This window comes from Lacticaseibacillus jixianensis, from assembly GCF_003946485.1.
Lineage (GTDB): Bacteria > Bacillota > Bacilli > Lactobacillales > Lactobacillaceae > Lacticaseibacillus > Lacticaseibacillus jixianensis.
Genome location: NZ_RHOJ01000025.1, coordinates 1 through 18944 on the forward strand (window position 1 = coordinate 1; position 18944 = coordinate 18944).

Consider the following 18944-nt stretch of genomic DNA (forward strand, 5'->3'; position numbering starts at 1 on the left):
TACCGATGCATGGCGTAACAGCCTAGACCACTATCAAGAATTCGTTATCATCGTTGCACTTGACTTGAAAATTGAGGTATATTGCTAAGAACACTGCTGTTCCGAATTATTTGCTTAGAGCGAGTGCCTTCGGTGGAGCTGGCGTGCATGTATTTATCTTATGCTCTGGCTTCGGCTTGTTCCTGAGTTATAAGAAACGGGCGTTAACTTACTTTGGTTTTTTAAAGCGACGATTTGGAAAAGTATATTTTTCTTATATCACGGTTGTTCTGCTAACTTTTGTATGGATATCGCTGACCGAAAAGAGGCTACCCTGGTACCAACTAGCCAGTCATGTCTTTCTTTTCAAGATGTTCTCACCCAGTTTGGACGAATCAATGGGGGTCCAAATGTGGTTCATATCTACGATTATTCAGTTTTATCTTGTGTTCTATTTACTTTGCCAAATCAAGGCAATAGCGCACCAATCTTTACGTTCTTCTGATACTGTTCTCCTTATTGCTTGCTTCTGTTGTAGCATGTTGTGGCTTGCAGTTGTATATCTGACTGGGCACAATGGTGATAGAAACTGGAGCAGTTTTTTCATAACATATTTGTGGGAATTTTACCTTGGAATGTATATAGCACAGTATTATTATGATCATGGAAGGCTGCCTCTTATAGAAGTTTCCTATATAAAGCTGCTTAGTTGCTTTCTGATTTTTTTCGCTATATATATCGTTCTATCGACCAGTGGATCTATTATTAGGGTTTTTAATGATCCGTTTTCACTGGGCGCATATCTATCGTTGGCACTTCTTGTTTACCGCAGCCCGCTGGGATTAATTAACCATTTTATTAAACGAGTCTCTAAATACTCGTACGAGCTATATCTTCTGCATATTCTGATATTTAGTATTTGCTTCTACTACTTATCAGAAATTAATTTAACTCTGTCCGTTGTTGTCTCCCTCGCTGTAGCTTTTACAGCCAGCTATCTCTATTATAGAATCACCTCAAGAATCAGCCTTCCATTGATTGGTAAGACAGCACATTTACAATAACGTTTTAGAACTCTTCAAATTGTGCGCTTGGTGATTCTTGCTTTTAGCTGATGGTATTAAAGTTGAAAGCTAATAACACTTTGTCAAGTAGTTGCCGCACGGCACGCCATTTCGGCATCTATTCGTCACATTATCTTGAATGATACGTGCTTGGCATTTGGTGGGAACATTCATGGCATGAGCGGCAACGTCCGTTGTCTGCCTCTACCAATCAATAAGACAACTAAAGATGCTACACCCACAAGAATTAGATTCCTGATGGTGCGGCATTTTATTATCGTTTGGTCAAATAGATATGCTGTAAATCTTCAATGTCTAATTCTGTCAGTCCAAGCTGAGAGGTTAGATACTCTTGCCAAGATTGATATTCATTCTGAATTAGTGTAAAGACGGTATGTGCGTTTTCGTGAGTGGCAGGCTGCTGGCCTATTGACTCAATCTGACTGTGATGAGTTGAACGTTTGTCCAGGCTGGTTGAAGTTTTGAGCCCTGCCTTCGGATCATTCGATAACAAGTAGTCTGCCCGAATTGTCTCTTTGGGAAGCCCTAGAGCTCCTTCGATTAACATGAGTCCTACCCCGGTACGGTCTTTCCCTGCTGAACAGTGGATCAGAACTGCTTGCTCCTCATCGCTATTGTTCAGAAGAATGTCGAACATTTCACGATAGGCTGCCTTAGCATGTGAGTCTGTCAACATCTTTCGATACATTCGGACGGAAGGATTTTCTGGTTTAGCGAACCGCTGTTTGAGGCGCTGCGAGAAATTTGCGTGATCAGAGAATGGCAAGACAGGCAACTGGTAATAGTTGGCATCTTGCGGTAGTATGTCAGGTTCACGGCGAATCTCATTGTCCATCCGCAGGTCAATTACGACAGAGAGTCCGTAATTATGAGCGAGCACTTTCGCGTCCTGTTGAGAGAGGTGGCTGAGTGCACCTGAGCGGAGCAGCTTATTTGGCTTAACTATGCGACCGTCAACTGTCTGATAGCCTGCCAGTGTGCGCAGGTTGATTGCATTTTGGATGGGAAGAAAGCGGGACCCCGTCATGTTTGACCTCCAGAAAATGTTTATAACGATCTGTATTGAGGTAAAGCAGTAGCGCTGACAAAATTAAAGCTAGCGCCGCTTCACTCACTTGAAGCGGCGCTAGCTTTACTGACCTTAGTATGCCTGATTAGGGACGATAACGATCTTTACCGTCCTGAAGAGAATAATAAGGTCATTAAGGATACTGCGATTACTGATGTATTCTAAGTCTAAGTCAACCATTTGGTCGAAGCTTAAAGCGTTACGACCAGAAACCTGCCAAAGCCCTGTACAGCCCGGTAGCACCAAAACCCGCTGCTTGTCATAGCTGGAGTAGTCCTTGTACTCGCGTGGCAGGCAAGGACGCGGGCCAACTAGGCTCATATCGCCGCGGAGGACGTTGTAGAGCTGTGGCAGTTCATCCAAACTGGTCTTACGAATGAAGCGCCCGATTCGAGTAATACGCGGGTCGTCCTTGATCTTGAACATCGCGCCTTCGACTTCGTTCTGCTTAACCAGTTTGGCCAGCTTGGCCTCGGCGTCCACGCACATTGAACGAAACTTGTACATGCGGAATTCGCGCCCGTTTTTGCCGACTCGCAGTTGGGAGAAAAAGACTGGACCAGCGGGGTCGTCAAGCTTGATGATAATCGCAAGCACTAGAAAAAGAGGCGAGAGGAGAATCAGGCCAATCGCGCTGCCGACCGTGTCAAAGACGCGCTTAACTGAAATGTACGCATGCTGGCTAGCCAGCACTTCTTCGTCAATGGCCGCCGTGCGAGAGGCAACACGGTTCTTTTTCCCAATGTAGTCTTCCATAGATATATTTCTTCCCCCGGACCTTTTCCTACACGTAGCATCTGCATCTGTGGACATAAAGAGAACTTTCACTAGTTTAACATAACCTTACATCGTTGTCACTAATTGACTGTCGGCGCACAAAAAACTTATTGTTTTCTACCATCAATAACTAATTTCTACTGAATTATCACCCGTTTTTTACCACGATTGCACAAGCCGCGGGGTGGCTTACCCCGTTTTTAAATTGCTATTCAGCTACCGGGCTGTTTCGTGGTATAGTGTAATCACTTGTGTTAATAGGAGTTTAATGTATGAGAAGAATATTTGGGGGACTCATGATTGTCCTGATCTCGATAATCATGATCGTCGGCTTGGCCAAGATTGGCAACAGCCGTGAACAAGCGCAACTCGAAGCGCAATCCGCAAGTTATGCCAGAACTGATCGTAGCAGCTCATCCGCTGTTAGTTCCTCATCCAGCAGTGAGAAGAAGGCTTCAGCGAAGCCGAAGCCTGGCCAGGGTAAGACCTTGTCCCTGGCTGTGATGGGTGATGATATGGCAGCGGGTCACTTTACCAGCACAGAGAAGTCAGCCTATCAGTACCTAGTTGCTGCTGATATTCAGAAGTCTCTCGGCTTTAAGGTCACGCTGACGGGGACGTGGCGCAGCGGTGCTACCATCGGGACAAGTGGCTTGCCCAATATCAGTAGTGTGACGACTAATAAGCCGGATGTGGTCATCCTTCAGTATGGGAATAACGAGCAGACCGCTGCCGGTAGCACTGCTGGCCTTTATCACGACAACTTGATGAAGGCAGTCCAGACGCTAAGGGCACAGTTGCCAAAAGTCAAGGTGATCATCATCACACCATGGACGCAGAATGCTGCATTTCAGCGGTCAGTGACCCAGGTCGGTAGTAGCACTGGGGTTTCGGTCGTCGATATTTCGCAGATTAGCACTGATAATGTTAATCATGCTTCTGCAAATACGTCCTCATGGGCAGGCAAGGTCTCTGGTGACTGGCCAAACGATCAAGGTAACGCTAAGATTGCGGCCGCAGTAGAGCAAGTCATCGCGAAAGCTTATTAACGATAGGGAGCTAAGTTAATGGACGAAGATAAGGATCAAACAATTCAACAACCCGTTCGGCGGCATCATCATCACCATCACCACCGTAAGCAGCGGAAGTTTCATGTCTGGCGTTGGGTTGGCGGCATTGTGGCCGTTATTGTCATTGGATTAGCCGGCGGCGCCTATTACGTCTACCACACGCTTCATTCGACTGCAGACCACACCTACATTCCATTGAACAATCAGAAGAATTCGAGCTCTGCTCTGAGTAAGAACAAGCCCATCAGTATCCTCCTCATGGGTACGGATACCGGCGCGCTTGGCCGGACTGAGGAGAATGGTCGGTCGGACACAATGATCTTAGCTACGCTGAACCCGGCAAAGAAGACCACCACAATGGTCAGCATTCCCCGTGATACGATGGCTAAGATGGTCGGCGATAACGGCATCAACATCCAGAAAATTAATGCCGCCTATAGCATTGGCGGTGCAGACATGGCGGTTAATACGACCACGGCTCTGCTTGGGGTGCCAGTCAACTACTATGCCGTCATCAACATGGGCGGCCTGGAGAAGATCGTCAATGCTTTGGGTGGAGTAGAGATCACCCCAATCTTGAGCTTCTCGAACATGGGGTACACCTTCACAAAGGGCCAGCCCACCAAGATGGATGGCAAGGAAGCACTTGGCTACATCCGTATGCGCTATGACGATCCGAGGGGTGATTACGGTCGTCAGGATCGCGAACGCCAGGTCATTGCGGCCATCATTAAGGCGGCCCCGCAACTGAAGAACCTGACAAAGTTCCAAGAGCTGATGAGTCAAGTGCAGAGCAATTTCCGGACTAATCTGCAGTTCGATGACATGGTTGCGCTATACAGTAAGTATCGCAATGCAGGCAAGAACGTGAAGCAGGATCACCTCCAAGGCGTTGGTGCATATCTGAACGGTTCTTCCTATCAGATTGCATCAACCAAAGAGCTTCAGCGTGTTTCGGACCTGATTAACATTAGTCTGGACTTGCCAACGGCGAAGCTCAACAATGAGGAAACGAAGCAGAACGCGCTTAATCCAAACTTTAATTGGGACTCTGGCTATACCAAGGCCAAGTACACTGTCCAAGGCGCGGACCAAGTCAACTGATCCTAGGGTCACCTCTGGGAGGCCCAAAGGTGACGCTTATGTTGTACGTCACTTCCCAATACATTTTAGGAGAATCAAATGGACGACGAAGTTATTAGCTTAGGACAGATTTTCTCAATTCTTAGAAAGCATGTCATCGCGCTTATCGTGGCAATGTGTGCGGGCGGTGTGTTCGCTGCGGCGATTACCTACCTGGTGATGCAGCCAAAGTACGAGTCAACCGCGATGGTGCTAGTTAACCGGAAGCAAACGGCAGTGGGTCAGCAATACAATGACTTGCAGACCGACCTTCAAATGATCAACACGTACAAGGACATTATCACCAAGGATGTTGTCCTTCGGCCAGTGCGCGAGAACCTGCTGAAGAAGGGGGTTGTGGTTGGCAGTACTGGTGATCTGGCAAGAGCGATTAGCGTTACCAATAACCAGAACTCCCAAGTGATGAGCGTAACAGCAAAGGCCGATGACCCATACACTGCGCGATCCATTGTAAATGAGACGGCAGAAGTCTTCCGCACGAAGATTACGACCATCATGACCAACGCGAAGAACGTGACAATTATCTCACGCGGCACGTTGAATAAATCTGCTGTGAGCCCGCGCAAGAAGATCAATATCGCCGTTGGTCTCTTGGCTGGTCTGGTGCTCGGCATTCTCTTCGCCTTCCTGCGTGCACTGACCGATCGCACTGTGAAGGACAGTTCTTTCATCACAGATACGCTAGAGCTGCCACTGCTCGGCACAATTACCGATATTGACTCATCAAGCATCAAGCTGGGCACCAAGGGACTGCGGCCAACTGCCGGCCACTCCCGGCGTTAGGAGGATACGACAATGGCATGGTTTAATCGAAAGAGCAAGAAAGCACTATCCAACCAGAGTATTCGCCAAGGCGTCGCACTGGTGGCCGACTATGATCCATCTGGCCGCATCAGTGAGGAGTATCGCACGCTGCGGACGAACATCTCGTTCTCCAAGGCTGGCGGCAACATTAAGACTATCGTTCTGACTTCTGATTCCGCGTCTGAGGGCAAGGCGACAGTGAGCGCTAATCTCGCGGTGACGTTCGCTGCGCAGGGTCTGAAGACGATTCTGGTCGACCTCGACATGCGGCGGCCAACGGTCAACGCGACGTTTGGGATTCAGAACACCGGCGGCCTGGTGAAGATTCTGACCGAGCAGTCAGAAGACCTTGAGTCGCTGCTGCCGATCTACTCTAAGACGACGAGCATTGAGAACTTGGCGGTGCTGACCTCAGGCCCGACGCCGCCTAATCCTTCTGAGCTGCTTGGCTCCGAACGGATGAAGCAACTCCTGACTATCCTGGGTCGCGACTATGATCGGATCATTCTTGACACGCCACCAGTTTTGACGGTGACGGACGCCCAAATCGTCGCTTCTAATGCTGATGCAACGATTCTGGTAGTTCCTTATGGACAGGCCGATAAAGCGGCTGTCGCGGACGCTAAGGAGCTTCTGCAGAAGGTCAACGCCAACATCATTGGCGTTGTCATGAACCGGATGCCGGAGCAGAATGGGTCTGCCTACTACTATGGTGGGTATTACAAGTAAATCTGCGTAGCGCACGCAGCAGCAAAGGACCTGACTTCATCGTACTGATTCTCAATCAGTACAGCGAAGCCAGGTCTTTTTGTCGTGACAAGATTCCTTGTCGTGATTGCTGGCGAAGATATTCGGGCAATTTGATTATTGAACGTCATTTGGTTTGTTGCTTACGGTAACAAGTGCTATTTTGCCGTATAACATTAAGCCTAGTACGTTGCTGCTGTGAATATAGACGTCATAGATGTTAGATTCGAATAAATAGGATTGAACTGCTTTAGTGCCCGCCACATCTCTGAAGGATGCAAGTAGGGTGTTCAACTTTTTGGCGAAATTCGATGTCCAAAAATGGTCTTCCGGAGTTGAACGCGCTTGCACAATAATACTATATGAAGGTGATAGCTTGAATAATAGCAAGGCACTAAACAGCAAAAGCCGGAAGTACGTTATTCTAGCCCGGCTGGTCAATGGTGAACATTTGAGCTATCAGCGTCTGTCTGATGATTATTTCGTCTCACGAAGTAGCATCGCAAACGACATTGCCTTCATAAAGCGCCTTTTGGCAAAGGACAATGTTTCTTTGGAGTTTGATAACTCAGGAACATTTATTGGGGGGAATGAGGAAGAAAAACAGAAAATCATAAAGAGAGTTGTTACCACGATATTTGAGAGCAGCCACAATTCTAGTGTGTTGGCGTTATTTGTCAATCCGATTCTAATTACTCAGATTCATACGACTCTGGTAGGAAAAGTCCATGACTTGGGCCTTGAAGTACCAGAAAATTATCTTAACGACATAATTGTTTCTACCACAGTTCTGGTTAGCCGTGGGCGAGAGGGCAAACATGTCACTCCAATCAATGCATCTGCATTAAGCCGATTGTTGCAGAATTTAGATAAATACCCTGTCGTTTACGAATTACTGGAGTCTGTCGAAGAATACGGAATATACCACTTCTCACAAGATGAGCTCAGATATTTGTCCTACGTTGTCTTAGGTAGTGGTCTGAGATTTTTTATGCAGGATGGAACTATTCCGGCTTCCTTTGAGAAGAAAATACACACGTTAATCGAGGTTGTTAGCGAAAGAATCAACTTAGATCTAACCAAAGACACTCGGCTGGAAGATGACCTAACACTGCATCTCTATCAGATGGTGTTACGTTTACAAGCTGACACCCCTGTAATTAATCCTTTACTCTCAGATATTAAGAAGAACTATCCCGGCTTGTTTGGGATTGTATGGTACGCGTTGGTTGACTTTGCCACAGAGAATCATCTGACAATCTCTGATGACGAGATTTCCTTCGTAACAATCCACTTTCAGGCTGCAATCGAGCGAAGTAAGAAGCGCAGAAGGATTTTGTTTGTTTGCCTTAACGGTATCGGTACCAGCGCTTTGCTTTCTGCACAAATGCGTCAGATACTCCCCGACGTGTCATTAATTCAAATTGTTTCTAGAGACGCGCTTTCGAAGCAGGATCTGTCGGATGTCGCATTAATAATCTCAACCATTCCGTTACCAAAGCAGCCCATCCCGGTCGCAAAGATATCTCCGATGCTTACGGCTGACGACATGAAGCAAATCATGAATAAATATATCGACGTTGTGATGCAGAAGCCATCAGCCTCATCACTCAAGAATCCGTCTGTAACCAATGTTCTAAATACCATCCAAGGAGATGTGTATTTTGCTACCGTCGAGAGTCAGGAAGACGCAGTAAATTATCTACTCTCCACGGCGACTTGGCCAACGGAGGAAATTCGTGACGAGTATAAGAAGTCTGTACTTCAACGCGAAGAGCTTCAGACAACGTATTTAGGAAATGGGTTTGCAATTCCTCACGGCGATCCTAGCCTGTTAGAGGCTAGTCATGTGTCGGTGCTTTTCCCTGAGAAACCAATCAAATGGGGAAAGAACAAGGCCGATGTAATCATCATGCTAATGGTCTCTAAAAACGACAAACATAGTATGGAGCCAATTATGGACTTGATAATGCAAGGCATTAACAACAAAGATTGGTTCATTTCCAAAATGACGGAGGTTGGGTAGATGAAAGGCACAAGTTTAATAGCGAAAGATGATATTCAGGTCGTCGACAGTGTGACTGATTGGAAAAACGCAGTTAGGTTGGCCAGTAAGCCGCTTCTCAAAGACCACACAATAACTAAAGAGTATGTGGACAACATGATTCAAAGCGTTGAAGACAATGGCCCATACATGGTCATAGCAGATTACTTTGCATTAATGCATGCACGTCCTGGAGAGGGTGTTAATAACTTGGGGATGAGCTTGCTAACAACTAAGCGGGCTTTTGATCTCGAAGGTAAGCCGGTAAAAATTGTGCTTGTCTTAGCAGCTACTGATAATAAGAGCCACTTGGCTAGCCTTCAAAAGGTGATGTCAGTATTTATGGACGATGCAGCTTACCAGACTGTATTGAATGGATCACGAGAAGAAATTGTTAACCTATTCGAAGGATTGGAGTAACTATTATGAAATTTCTAGCTGTATGTGGCTTTGGTGTAGGTAGTTCAATGGTTCTTAAGATGACTTTAGATAAAGTGGTCGCTCAACTTGGCATCGATGCCACGGTGGAAAACACAGATATTGCGACCGCCAAAGCGACAAAGGCGGATGCATACTTCACTAGCGCTGAGCTAGTGAAGGACTTGAAGCAGTCGACAGATAACCCTGTATATCCTATTAAGCGGTACATGAATAAGGACGAAGTAGAAGCTGCTGTAAAGAAGTATCTCGCAACTAAGGAGGATTAATACTCATGGGTATTTTAAACTTCATATCGAATAATATTTTGCAGGACCCGCCTATTCTTATCGGTATTATTGCCATGATTGGGCTTATTGTCCAGAAAAAAGGTATTGGTGAAATAATCAAGGGTAGTTTCTCTGCCGCTTTCGGTATGGTTATCCTGACGGAAGGTGTCAACATGATGACCGCTGTCGTTGGGGCCATCAATACGGCGGTGCAAACCAAGATGGGCGTGGCGGTATCGAAGGGGCTCTCAGATGCCACGTTTACGGCACAGTACGGTGGTGCTGTCGGTATGGCAATGTTCCTTGCTTTGATCGTTCATATTCTCATTGCACGGTTCACCCCAATTAAGTCTATTTTCTTAACCGGGCACATGCTCTGGTGGGTTCCATTCGTAATCGTTGCTGGCGGTGTTGAAGGTGGCCTCCGCGGGCCTGTTTTGATCATCGTTAGTGGGGTTTTAGCAGCTTTGTACTTCTCCTTAGCACCTTGGGTAATGCGGAAGTATGTGTGGGCTGCTACTGGCGACGATTCGTTCTTAATTGGTCACCCCACAACGATTCTCTCTCTAATTTCTGGTTGGGTGGCAAAACGCGTGGGTAATAAAGCCCACTCAACTGAAGACATTAAAGTGCCTGAGGGACTCTCTTTCTTCAGTGAAATCTCCATCAGTGGCGGCCTTGTCATGTTCGCGGTTGACATTGTCGTTGGGCTCATTGCTCCTGCACTTGTCCCAAAGGGCGGCAACCTATTTATGGTCGCGCTTAATGCCGGCCTGAACTTCGGTGGTGGTCTACTCATTCTGCTCTATGGTGTCCGTCTATTGGTTAACCAGATTATTCCTGCCTTTCAGGGTATCTCTGAAAAGCTGGTTCCTGGTGCCAAGCCGGCCTTTGATGTTCCAATCCTGTTCAACTACAAACCAAACGCGGTCATTATCGGTTTCATGTCAGCGTTTATTACTTCAACTTTACTCGTGTTGATTGCTAACACGACTAATGTCTTCGGTATTGTTATCGTACCGCTTGTTATCACTAGTTTCTTCGAATGCGGTGGTGCCGCGATCGTTGGTGAAGGACAAGGTGGTATTCGTGGCGCGATCGTAGGCACAGCGGTTGCCTCTGTTGCAATGGTAGCCTTGGTTGGTGTTTCAGCCGTATTGATGGGTGGTACCATCCGCAACTGGATTCTTATCTTCGGTGGTAATGATCTGTCACTGTGGTCTATCATCGCTAAATACTTCGGTCAGTTACTTCACATGATTGGTTTGTAATAGGAGGCAATTCTCTTGTATGAATATATGAGCAAGATTCAGTCTCTGCTGAAAATTGTTTGCGAACAGGATAGAGCAGAAATTGATGAGGCAATAGATTTGCTTGCGGACGCCAATCTAAACAAACACTCAGTCTATGTTTTTGGAGCTAGTCATGCAGGTATCCTAGCTCAAGAGATGTACTACCGTGCGGGTGGTATGATCACAATCAATGCAATCTTTGGACGTGAGGTCATGCTAGACAGGTCTCCTATTACATTTACTAGCGATATGGAACGTCTTGTTGGATATGGGACTGCCTTGGCTAAGACGGTGGACTTTAAGAAGGACGATGTATTGATTCTTCACTCAGTCTCAGGTAGGAATCCGGTGATTATCGATTTGGCATTAGCTGCGAAAAAGCTTGGAGTCAAGATAATTGGACTGACGAATGTTTCATACTCAAAGACTGTTACAAGTCGACACCCTTCAGGTAAGCGCCTGTTTGAATTATCGGATATCGTACTTGATAATCATGGTGACGTGGGTGATGCGGCAGTCCAGCTGACTGGCGCTCCTCAGAAGGTTGGGCCAACGTCTACCGTCATAGGTGCAGCAATTTTGAATACGATAGTCACTGAAAGCAGCCAACGTATTGTTGATAAGACAGGTGAGGCTCCAGTGTTTTATTCAGCTAATCTGGATGATGGGGATGCAAAAAATGCTCGCCTTGTTGAGGAATACAAAGATATGATCCATTACAAGTTTTAGGTATCCATCAACAAACTGCAGTAAGTGCTAATCTAGCGTCTCAAAAACATCTGTCTTTGAGACGCTTTTTGTTTTGTTATGCAACTTTTTCTCTTCTCCAAGAGGTGACGATGCTATGGATGAAAAAATTGAAGCTGTCATATTTGATATGGATGGTGTACTCGTCAACAGTGAGCCGGTTTATTTTGCTCGCCTGATGGATTTCTTAAAGGAAGAAGGCATTGATCCTAAGCTAAAGAATAAAGATACCTTTATTGGTGCTTCAAATAAGCAAATTTGGGAGAGGTTGTACCAAAGCCCCTCAGAGCGCCGTGAATCTTTCAAGAGATTCGTCGGATTTGAGAAAAAGCATCCAGTCGACTATAGACCTCTTCTTTATAAAGGGGTGACGCAGTTGCTGGAGTATCTTCGAGACAACGGTATTCAGCTTGCTTTAGCTTCGGCAGGACAACTGACCGGTATTGAGGAAATGCTAGACAGCTGTAACCTGAGACAATATTTTAACGTCGTGCTGAGTGGTGAACATATGCGTAACAATAAACCTTCTCCTGACATATATTTGGAAGCCATGCGGAGGCTCTCTGTTGATGCAAGCAATACGCTTGTTATCGAGGATAGTGATAATGGTATATCTGCTGCTAATAACGCGAGCGTTGAAGTGTGGGCCGTTAACTACAAGGAGAAAGGGTCTGAACGATCAGCAGCCGATAAGCAGTTTGCAACTATCGAAGATCTGTATCAGCATATGCGCGACAACGGACGTGTTGGGCATTAGCATTATTGAGCTTTCTCAACGCATGGAAATATTCTGCAAGTGTTTAAAGAGTGTGCCTCTCTCTGAGGCCTGGTCGGGTTAGGAAACTATTTATAGATGTCCCTATGTGCTCTGCCGATTGTGATTACTAAATAGTGGTCCGGACGTGGCTTCCTTCGCTGGTTTGATTATCTCAGTAGAATGTCAGCGCTAGCAACATCGGAGGTGAACGAATCGGATACAAGAATAAGGCGGTCTTATAGGTTATCACAACGGCTATCAAGAGTAACGGCAATCCTGACGTAGGCTATTGAGTGACAGTAAAGGACCCGACTTCATCGTACTGATTCTCAATCAGTGCGGTGAAGCTAGGTCCTTTTGATATGGGTGGGTTCAGGTTTTCGCCACGATTCGCGAGTGGCTCGGGAACAATGGTGCGAACCGATCCGCCTGACTGCCGCCAGACAACAAAGAGCACCCAGACCATTACGGTCCGAGTGCTCTCATCATCTTTCAACTCACCTTCACGAGGCGCCGAAAGTATTCAGGTTCCATCGTGCGATACTGTCAGTCTGGAACAGCTTACCGTGGCGGCTTCACTTGGGTTTTGTTGCAGCCTAGTCCTGCTTGCGGCGGAGGCCCATCAGGGTCAGGAGCCCAGTGATCATGGCTGCGCCTAGGGCAACGATACCGGCCGGCTGAACGTTACCAGTCTTCGGCAGTGCCTTGTCCTTGGCGTCCTTGGCCTTGTCAGCGGTTTGCTTGCCGTCGGCCTTGGTGTCAGCCGTTGCGCCTTGGTCAGGGGTCTGCTGAGCACCAGTATCGGTGTCTGCATCGTCCTGATCGCTTTGACCAGCGTCATCAGCCTTGGTGTTGTCATAGAAGGCATCGGCGGCGACTGAGACAGCGTCACCGGTGGCGTCCTTGAACTGCGCGGGCTTGGTGTTGTCGTAGAAGGCATCTTGGGCCACTGAGACAGGGTCAGCCGATTGGGTCTTGACCTGCGGATCAGTGGTTGGTGCTTGGCCCTTCTGGGTGTTGTCGTAGAAGTCGTCCTTGGCAACGGCGACTGGTGCGGCGGACTGGGTCTTCACTTGCGGATCAGACGTGGTCTCTTCGCCCTTCTGGGTGTTGTCGTAGTAGGCTTCCTTCGTCGTTGAGGCGGCTTCCGCACTTGCGGTCTTGACCTGAGGATCCGAGGTCGTGTCCTGTGGCTTGGCTGCGGCCTTGATGGCGGCGCTGACGTTGCTCAGTTCGGCGAGTTCGTCGACCTTGGCGTCAGGGTCGGTTGCGGCCTTGCCGAGGTTGTGCGCGTTGTCGAGGTCGCCGTAGAAGGTGCGGCCGGTGGCAGCGTCGTCGGCATTGCCGATGGCGGCCGGAGTGGCATCCTTGATGCTCTCCGTCAGGGTGTCCAGCGCGGCGTCGAGCAGCTGGTTCAGCTGGGTCTTGGCCTGCTCTGGGGTGATGGTGCCAGCTTCGGTGTCCTTGGCGAGCGCGGCGATGGCGTCCACGAAGGTGCGCGTCTCGTACTTGTCGCCATCCAGGCCGCTGGCAGTCAGCTGGGCCTTGGCGGCAGCGATGTCATCGAGCACGGCCTGCTTGGCGGCAGCGGGGTCACCGGTGGTCGTCTTGGCTGGCTTTTCAACCAAGCCGTCGATGGCCTTCTGGAGCGCATCCGTGGCGTCTTGCACCTGCTTGAGGGTCGCGGTCTTATCGTTCAAGACCAGCTGGGCCTGCTTGCGGGCGGCGGCCAGTACGGCAGCCGTTTCGTGCGTGTACTTGCCGGAAGCGCCGAGGGTGCGGGCCTGTGTCAGCTTGGCCTTCAAAGCGGCCTTGGCCGCCTTGATCGCCGCGGCGTCTGCTTTTGTGGTGTCGGTGGTGCCAGCTGGCGTGCCGGTCGTCGTGGTCGTGCCTTGCGGGGTGTAGTTGACCGTGATCACTTCTTCGGCGTAGTTGTTCTGCAGGTCGAGCATTTCAACGTCAAAGACGTTCTTGCCCGGCTTGAGGTTCTCGGTGAAGGAGAACTTCTTGTTCAGCGGCTTCGGGTTGTTCATGTCGGAGTCGACCGGCGCGGTGCCAACGTTGCTGCCGTTGATGTACAGGTCGTAGTAGGAGTAGTTGTCGGTCATGGTGCCGCTGATGGTGAACTGCGGATCGGACGTGTTGATCACGTCGTTCTCGCCGTCGCCGTCAGTGTCTTTGGCCTGGTCGATAGTCAAGGTCGGGCCAACGCCGTCCACGTAGAAGCTTAGGCGCTCCTGCACGATCTTATCTTGCGTGGAGTCGCCGATCAGGATCGGGAACACGGCGGATTCAGCATTGCCGACGTGCAGGGTGATGGTGAAGTTGTTATCACTATCTGGGTGCACGACCTGGTCGCCGATGGTCAACGTCGTCGTGGCGCGCTTGACCTTCCCGGTGAGGGTGAAGTCGCCGGTCTTCGGGTCGTAGCCCTTGCTTGCCAGGTTGACGTAGTTGGTGCCGAACTTGATGCCGTTAGCGAAGGTGACGTCCGCGGCCGACGGGTTGATCTGCCCCTGGTTCGAGGAATCAACGGCCTGGTCAACGGTGCTCGTGTTGCCGTCTTCGTCGGTGGCGGTGAGCGTCAGGTTATTCGTCCCGGCAGTCACTGGCACGTCGGCAGAGAAGCTGCCGTCTGCGGCGATCGTGGCGTCCACTGGCGCGGCGGCCGTGTCGCTGGTGATCTGCAGGGACTTGGTGTCGGCGCTGACCGTGCCGGTGACCTTGACGCTGTCTTCAGACGTGCCGGCTTCCTTGGCGGTCTTGTCCGTCTTGCCATCGAAGGTCTGGGTGCCGTCGACTGCGACGGTGTTGATGGTCGGCGCTGCCATGCGGACGTTGATCTGCTTTTCGTAAGCGACGGTGGACTTGGTGGCATCCGTGTAGATGCGAACCGTCGTGCTGTAGTCGCCGTCTTCCAGCGGCAGGGCGCCGCCGAAGCTGTCGTCGCCGGTGCTGTACTGCAGCTGGCCGTCGACTTCTTCGCCCTTGGCGTTGGTGTACGTGAAGACCGGCTTGGCCGGGTAGGTGCCGGTAAACTCGAACTGCGGCTTGCCGTTTGCGTCGGCTGAGACGTCAGGAGTGGTGCTGGAAATGGTGTCAGGGAAGGCGTCATCTAACAGCACGAGGCCGAAGTTGGTCTCGCCTGGCTTGTTGACTTCGGCGGAATCGGTGATGGCGTTGGACGCGTTGTCAAAGACCGCGGCGCTCACGGCGTTGTGGCCGGCGGCAAGGGTCTTGGCCTGCTCGTCAGACAGCGGGACCAAGAGCTTGGTGAAGCCATCGGCGGTCGTTCCGTCGGCAATGTAGTTCTCACTGTCTTGGATGCCGTTGATGGCGGTGTTGACGCCCTTGCTGAGGCCGGAGAAGTCATCCTTGGCTTCGGCGGTCATGAAGTAGGACTCGCTGCCGTCCTTGTTGGTCTTCTTGGTCAGACCCAGGTTGCGCAGCTCAGGCTTCTTGGAATCGACCTTGACCTTGATGTCGTAAGACTGGGTCTTGTCGGTGCCGTCGATGGTCCCGGTGACGCGGTAGGTGTAAGTCCCATCCTTGACGGGGGTCGCCTTGCCGGTGCTCTGGTCCACGATCGTGCCGTCCCAAGTCGGGGCGTAGTCGAAGGTGTAGTAGGCCGAAGCGGTCGCTTCCCAGTAGGTCTTGGTGACCGTGGCGAAGCTGCCCAGCGTGGAGAGCACCTGACCCTTGTCGTCGAGGATCTGGGCCGTGACGTTGTTGGCGTTTCTGAACAGGTAGTACTGCGGCTGCAGCTCGTTGTACTGGGCGTTCGGATCCGTGGACATCGCGATCTCGTCTGGGTCGATCACGTAGTTGCCCTGGTCGTCCTGTTCCAGGCCGGCGGTGTAGCGCAGCCCTTCGTAAGGATTACCAATGTTGACGCTGGTCCCGAAGTTGCCGGTGGTGGCTGGGGTGAAGGTCGGGCCGTTCAGGGTATCGAACAGCTGCGGCTTGCTCCAGTCGCCGAAGAAGCCCATGTAAGGGATGCCGAGCGTCGACTGATCAGAGCCGGTGAAGCTCAGGAAGCCTTCGACGTACTGCTGCGCGGCAAAGTCGCTTGGCAGCGTCATGGTGAAGGTGACTTCCTTGGTGCTGTTGGCCGGCACTTCGATGGCGGTGTCAGCCTTGATGGCCGCGCCGTCAATCTTCTTGTCGTACAGGATGCCGGACGTTGGATCGGTGGCGCTGGTGTAAACATCGGTCAGCTTGCCGCCGTCTTTTTGCGTGTAAGTGATGGCCTTGTCGGTCCGGTTCGTGAACTTCAGCGTGAACTGACGGGTCGCAGCGGCGAAGTCCTTGAGCTCGATGGCCGGGTAGCCGTTGCTGAAGGTGACCGTCGACGGGTTCTTGGTCAACGCGTCGATGGCGGCCGCCGCATTCACGGCGCCGGCGCCTTCACGCCGCGGCGATTCGATCACACCGTCGTGGTCGACGTCGGTGACCGGGGCCGCGGTGTTCATTTCGATGGCCTTCATCAGGTCGACCTTGTCGCTGCCGGACAGGCTCTGGTAGTACTTGTAGAACGGGTTGGTCTGGTCGTTCATGGCCTGCGACAGGAGAGCCTGCGTGCCGGCGATGAACGGAGACGCCATGGACGTCCCGGACAAGTTGGTGTAGCCGTTGTTGTTCTGGGTGGACCAGATGTTGCCACCAGGGGCGGTGATGTCCGGCTTGAAGGACAGGTCGGAAACCGGGCCGTAGGAGGTGAAGGTCGACATCTTGTCGGTCGCGGCCGCGGCGTTGTCCATCTGCTTGAGGCCGATGGTGACGTTCAAAGCGGCGTCCGGGTTCTGGGCGAGGTACGCGACCAGCTTGGCCCCGGAGTTGGTGGACAGACCCGCGGTCGGGAAGCCGGCGTCATAAGAGGCAGACGTCAGCGGGGTATCCCCCCCGGCGTTGTTGATGATGATGACCCCCGCGGCGCCGGCGGCCTTCGCGTTCGCCTGCTTTTCGGTGAAGTTGGTCTCGCCGCGCTTGACGATGGCGATCTTGCCTTTGACGTCGACGTTGGCGAACTGGTCCGGCGTGCCGATCCCAGGCTGGCCGGTGCCGTCATCGACGACCACGAACTGCTTGCCGTTGAAGGCGGCAAGGTCGATGCCCGCGGCGGTCTGGGTGATCTCCGGGCCGAGGATGTTGGTGCCATCCGGCGCGGCGATGGTGATCGCCGTGTTGATGGTCTTGGTGTTTTCGGCCGAGGCGACGGTGGTTGCGGAACGCGCGGTGCCAGGGGCGCCGACGGTTTCAAGGTCCGGGTTGCCGTAGAAGTCGGTGTTGACCCCGGCCTGGTCGGACCCGGTGGTACCGGCGTTACCAGCCGAAATGACGGCGGCGGTGCCAGCGTCCACGGCGTTTTCGATCGCGGCGATTTCCGGATCGTCGGTGGTCTGCTCACCGGACGTTGAGCCCAGCGACATGTTCAGGACGTCGGCGCCGAGCTTGGCGGAGTCGTCGATGGCGCCGATGACGGAAGTGGAGTCCGTGGTGGCGCTGCTGTCGGAGTTCGAGAAGGCCTTCATCGCCAGCAGCTGAGCTTCCGGTGCGACGCCTTGAACGGACGTGGTCGGGTCGCTGCCGGTGCCGTTAGCGGCGACGATGCCGGAAACGTGCATGCCGTGCTGCTCTTCGGGATCGTCGTCGGTGATGGTCTCGTTGTTGTCGGCGTAGTTATGCCCGTAAGGCACCTTGTCCGTGAAGTACTTGCCGTAGCCGGCCTGCTTGGTAAAGTCGGTAACGTCGTCCTCGGTCAGCTTGACCTTGGTATCTTTGCTCAGGCGCATGTCCTTATGGTTCGGATCGATCCCCGTGTCGATGATGGAAACGACGGTGCCTTGGCCTTTGTACTTGTAGCTGGACCAAACGGTGGAAACGTTCGCCATGTCGTTGGCCGACGTCTCGGACTTGTAGTAAACCTTAGCCAAGGTGACGGACTTGACGCCGGGCAGCTGGGCCACCTTGCTCAGGTCCTGGATCTTGACCTTGGTCGCAAAACCGTTGACCACGTAGCCGTAGCTGGCGGTCGCGGCCTGGTTGGTGATGGCCTCGACCTGACGCTTGACGCTGGCCTGCGCGGCGACGACCTGCTGGGTGGCCGCCTCGATCTCACCGGTGCTGGCGGTGGCCTTGTCCAGGCTGCCGTTCTCAGCGGCCGGCGCGGCGGCGAGCTGGATGATCACATCCACGTACGTATTTTTCTGCTGGGCGGCGGTCAGCTTGGTGAGCTTGACGCCCTTAGCGGCGAGCTGGGCCTCAATGGCCTTGCTGGTGCTAGCAGTGACGGTGCTGACCGCGGTGGCCTTGGCCCCTTGCTGCTTGGCCGCCGCTGCTTGAGCGCCGATGCTTGGCTTCTCGGTGCTGGCCTTGGTTTGGCTATCGACTGAGTCTTTAGCCTGCAGCTCTGTCAGCGGCGAGAAGGTGAGGGTTCCCAGGACCGCCGTGCTGATCAGCACGGTGGCCAGAACCTTATTGCCTACTTTCTCCATTCATGTTCCCCCTAAACAAAATTCGCAACCCCTAAGACTTGCGTTGCCAATCATTATATTTGAAAGCGGTGAGATTTCAACAGAAATATCACATTTACGGCTCATTAATTTTAAAAATGACAAAAGCGGTTGCCTCATAAATATTCACTACACCGCGGTAAACATGGTGATAATTCGCCATAAAATAACCATTTTTTTGCAGATACTGAATATTACAAAATGAGGACAA

At 51.3% G+C, this 18944-nt stretch carries 14 protein-coding genes; 11 read left to right on the plus strand and 3 right to left on the minus strand.

What is annotated here, in order from left to right; genetic code table 11:
• The first annotated feature begins 71 nt into the window (after window positions 1–71).
• Window positions 72–1043 (plus strand): acyltransferase family protein, encoded by a 972-nt coding sequence (locus EKM85_RS11730; RefSeq protein ID WP_125586233.1) that lies wholly within the window; start codon window positions 72–74, stop codon window positions 1041–1043.
• A 274-nt stretch (window positions 1044–1317) separates the two neighbouring features.
• Here EKM85_RS11730 and EKM85_RS09325 read toward each other — a convergent pair whose 3' ends face one another.
• Window positions 1318–2091: a tyrosine-protein phosphatase gene (locus tag EKM85_RS09325; protein WP_125586235.1), complete on the minus strand. Its 774-nt coding sequence runs from the start codon at window positions 2089–2091 to the stop codon at window positions 1318–1320.
• Window positions 2092–2205: 114 nt separating this feature from the next.
• On the minus strand, window positions 2206–2889 hold the full coding sequence (locus EKM85_RS09330) for a sugar transferase (RefSeq protein WP_125586237.1): 684 nt from the start codon (window positions 2887–2889) through the stop codon (window positions 2206–2208).
• Window positions 2890–3182: 293 nt separating this feature from the next.
• Between EKM85_RS09330 and EKM85_RS09335 the strand changes: the two genes are divergently transcribed.
• The 10 genes from EKM85_RS09335 (at window position 3183) to EKM85_RS09380 (ending at window position 12221) form a co-directional block, all read left to right on the plus strand.
• Complete coding sequence (locus EKM85_RS09335; RefSeq protein ID WP_125586239.1) at window positions 3183–3959, plus strand: SGNH/GDSL hydrolase family protein; 777 nt, start codon at window positions 3183–3185, stop codon at window positions 3957–3959.
• An 18-nt stretch (window positions 3960–3977) separates the two neighbouring features.
• Window positions 3978–5084, plus strand: a complete 1107-nt coding sequence (locus EKM85_RS09340) for an LCP family glycopolymer transferase (protein ID WP_125586241.1) — start codon at window positions 3978–3980, stop codon at window positions 5082–5084.
• A gap of 78 nt (window positions 5085–5162) precedes the next feature.
• The gene (locus EKM85_RS09345) at window positions 5163–5906 is read left to right on the plus strand and encodes a YveK family protein (protein WP_125586243.1); all 744 of its coding nucleotides are present in this window, start codon (window positions 5163–5165) and stop codon (window positions 5904–5906) included.
• A 12-nt stretch (window positions 5907–5918) separates the two neighbouring features.
• A complete protein-coding gene (locus EKM85_RS09350) occupies window positions 5919–6656 on the plus strand; it encodes a CpsD/CapB family tyrosine-protein kinase (protein ID WP_125586245.1) in 738 nt (245 codons plus the stop codon).
• Between the two features lie 304 nt (window positions 6657–6960).
• A complete protein-coding gene (locus EKM85_RS09355; RefSeq protein WP_225418974.1) occupies window positions 6961–8700 on the plus strand; it encodes a BglG family transcription antiterminator in 1740 nt (579 codons plus the stop codon).
• Window positions 8701–9138 carry a PTS sugar transporter subunit IIA gene (locus EKM85_RS09360; protein WP_125586249.1) on the plus strand — a complete coding sequence of 146 codons (438 nt, stop codon included), beginning with the start codon at window positions 8701–8703 and terminating at the stop codon, window positions 9136–9138. It abuts the gene before it with no gap.
• Between the two features lie 5 nt (window positions 9139–9143).
• Window positions 9144–9425: a PTS sugar transporter subunit IIB gene (locus EKM85_RS09365; RefSeq protein WP_125586251.1), complete on the plus strand. Its 282-nt coding sequence runs from the start codon at window positions 9144–9146 to the stop codon at window positions 9423–9425.
• 5 nt (window positions 9426–9430) lie between these two features.
• A complete protein-coding gene (locus EKM85_RS09370) occupies window positions 9431–10696 on the plus strand; it encodes a PTS ascorbate transporter subunit IIC (RefSeq protein ID WP_125586253.1) in 1266 nt (421 codons plus the stop codon).
• A gap of 15 nt (window positions 10697–10711) precedes the next feature.
• Window positions 10712–11446: a sugar isomerase domain-containing protein gene (locus tag EKM85_RS09375; RefSeq protein WP_125586254.1), complete on the plus strand. Its 735-nt coding sequence runs from the start codon at window positions 10712–10714 to the stop codon at window positions 11444–11446.
• 115 nt (window positions 11447–11561) lie between these two features.
• Window positions 11562–12221 (plus strand): HAD family hydrolase, encoded by a 660-nt coding sequence (locus EKM85_RS09380; RefSeq protein ID WP_125586256.1) that lies wholly within the window; start codon window positions 11562–11564, stop codon window positions 12219–12221.
• Window positions 12222–12817: 596 nt separating this feature from the next.
• On the opposite strand, the gene EKM85_RS11610 is transcribed toward EKM85_RS09380, so the two are convergent.
• Window positions 12818–18715 carry a S8 family serine peptidase gene (locus EKM85_RS11610; RefSeq protein WP_125586258.1) on the minus strand — a complete coding sequence of 1966 codons (5898 nt, stop codon included), beginning with the start codon at window positions 18713–18715 and terminating at the stop codon, window positions 12818–12820.
• Window positions 18716–18944 lie beyond the last annotated feature (229 nt).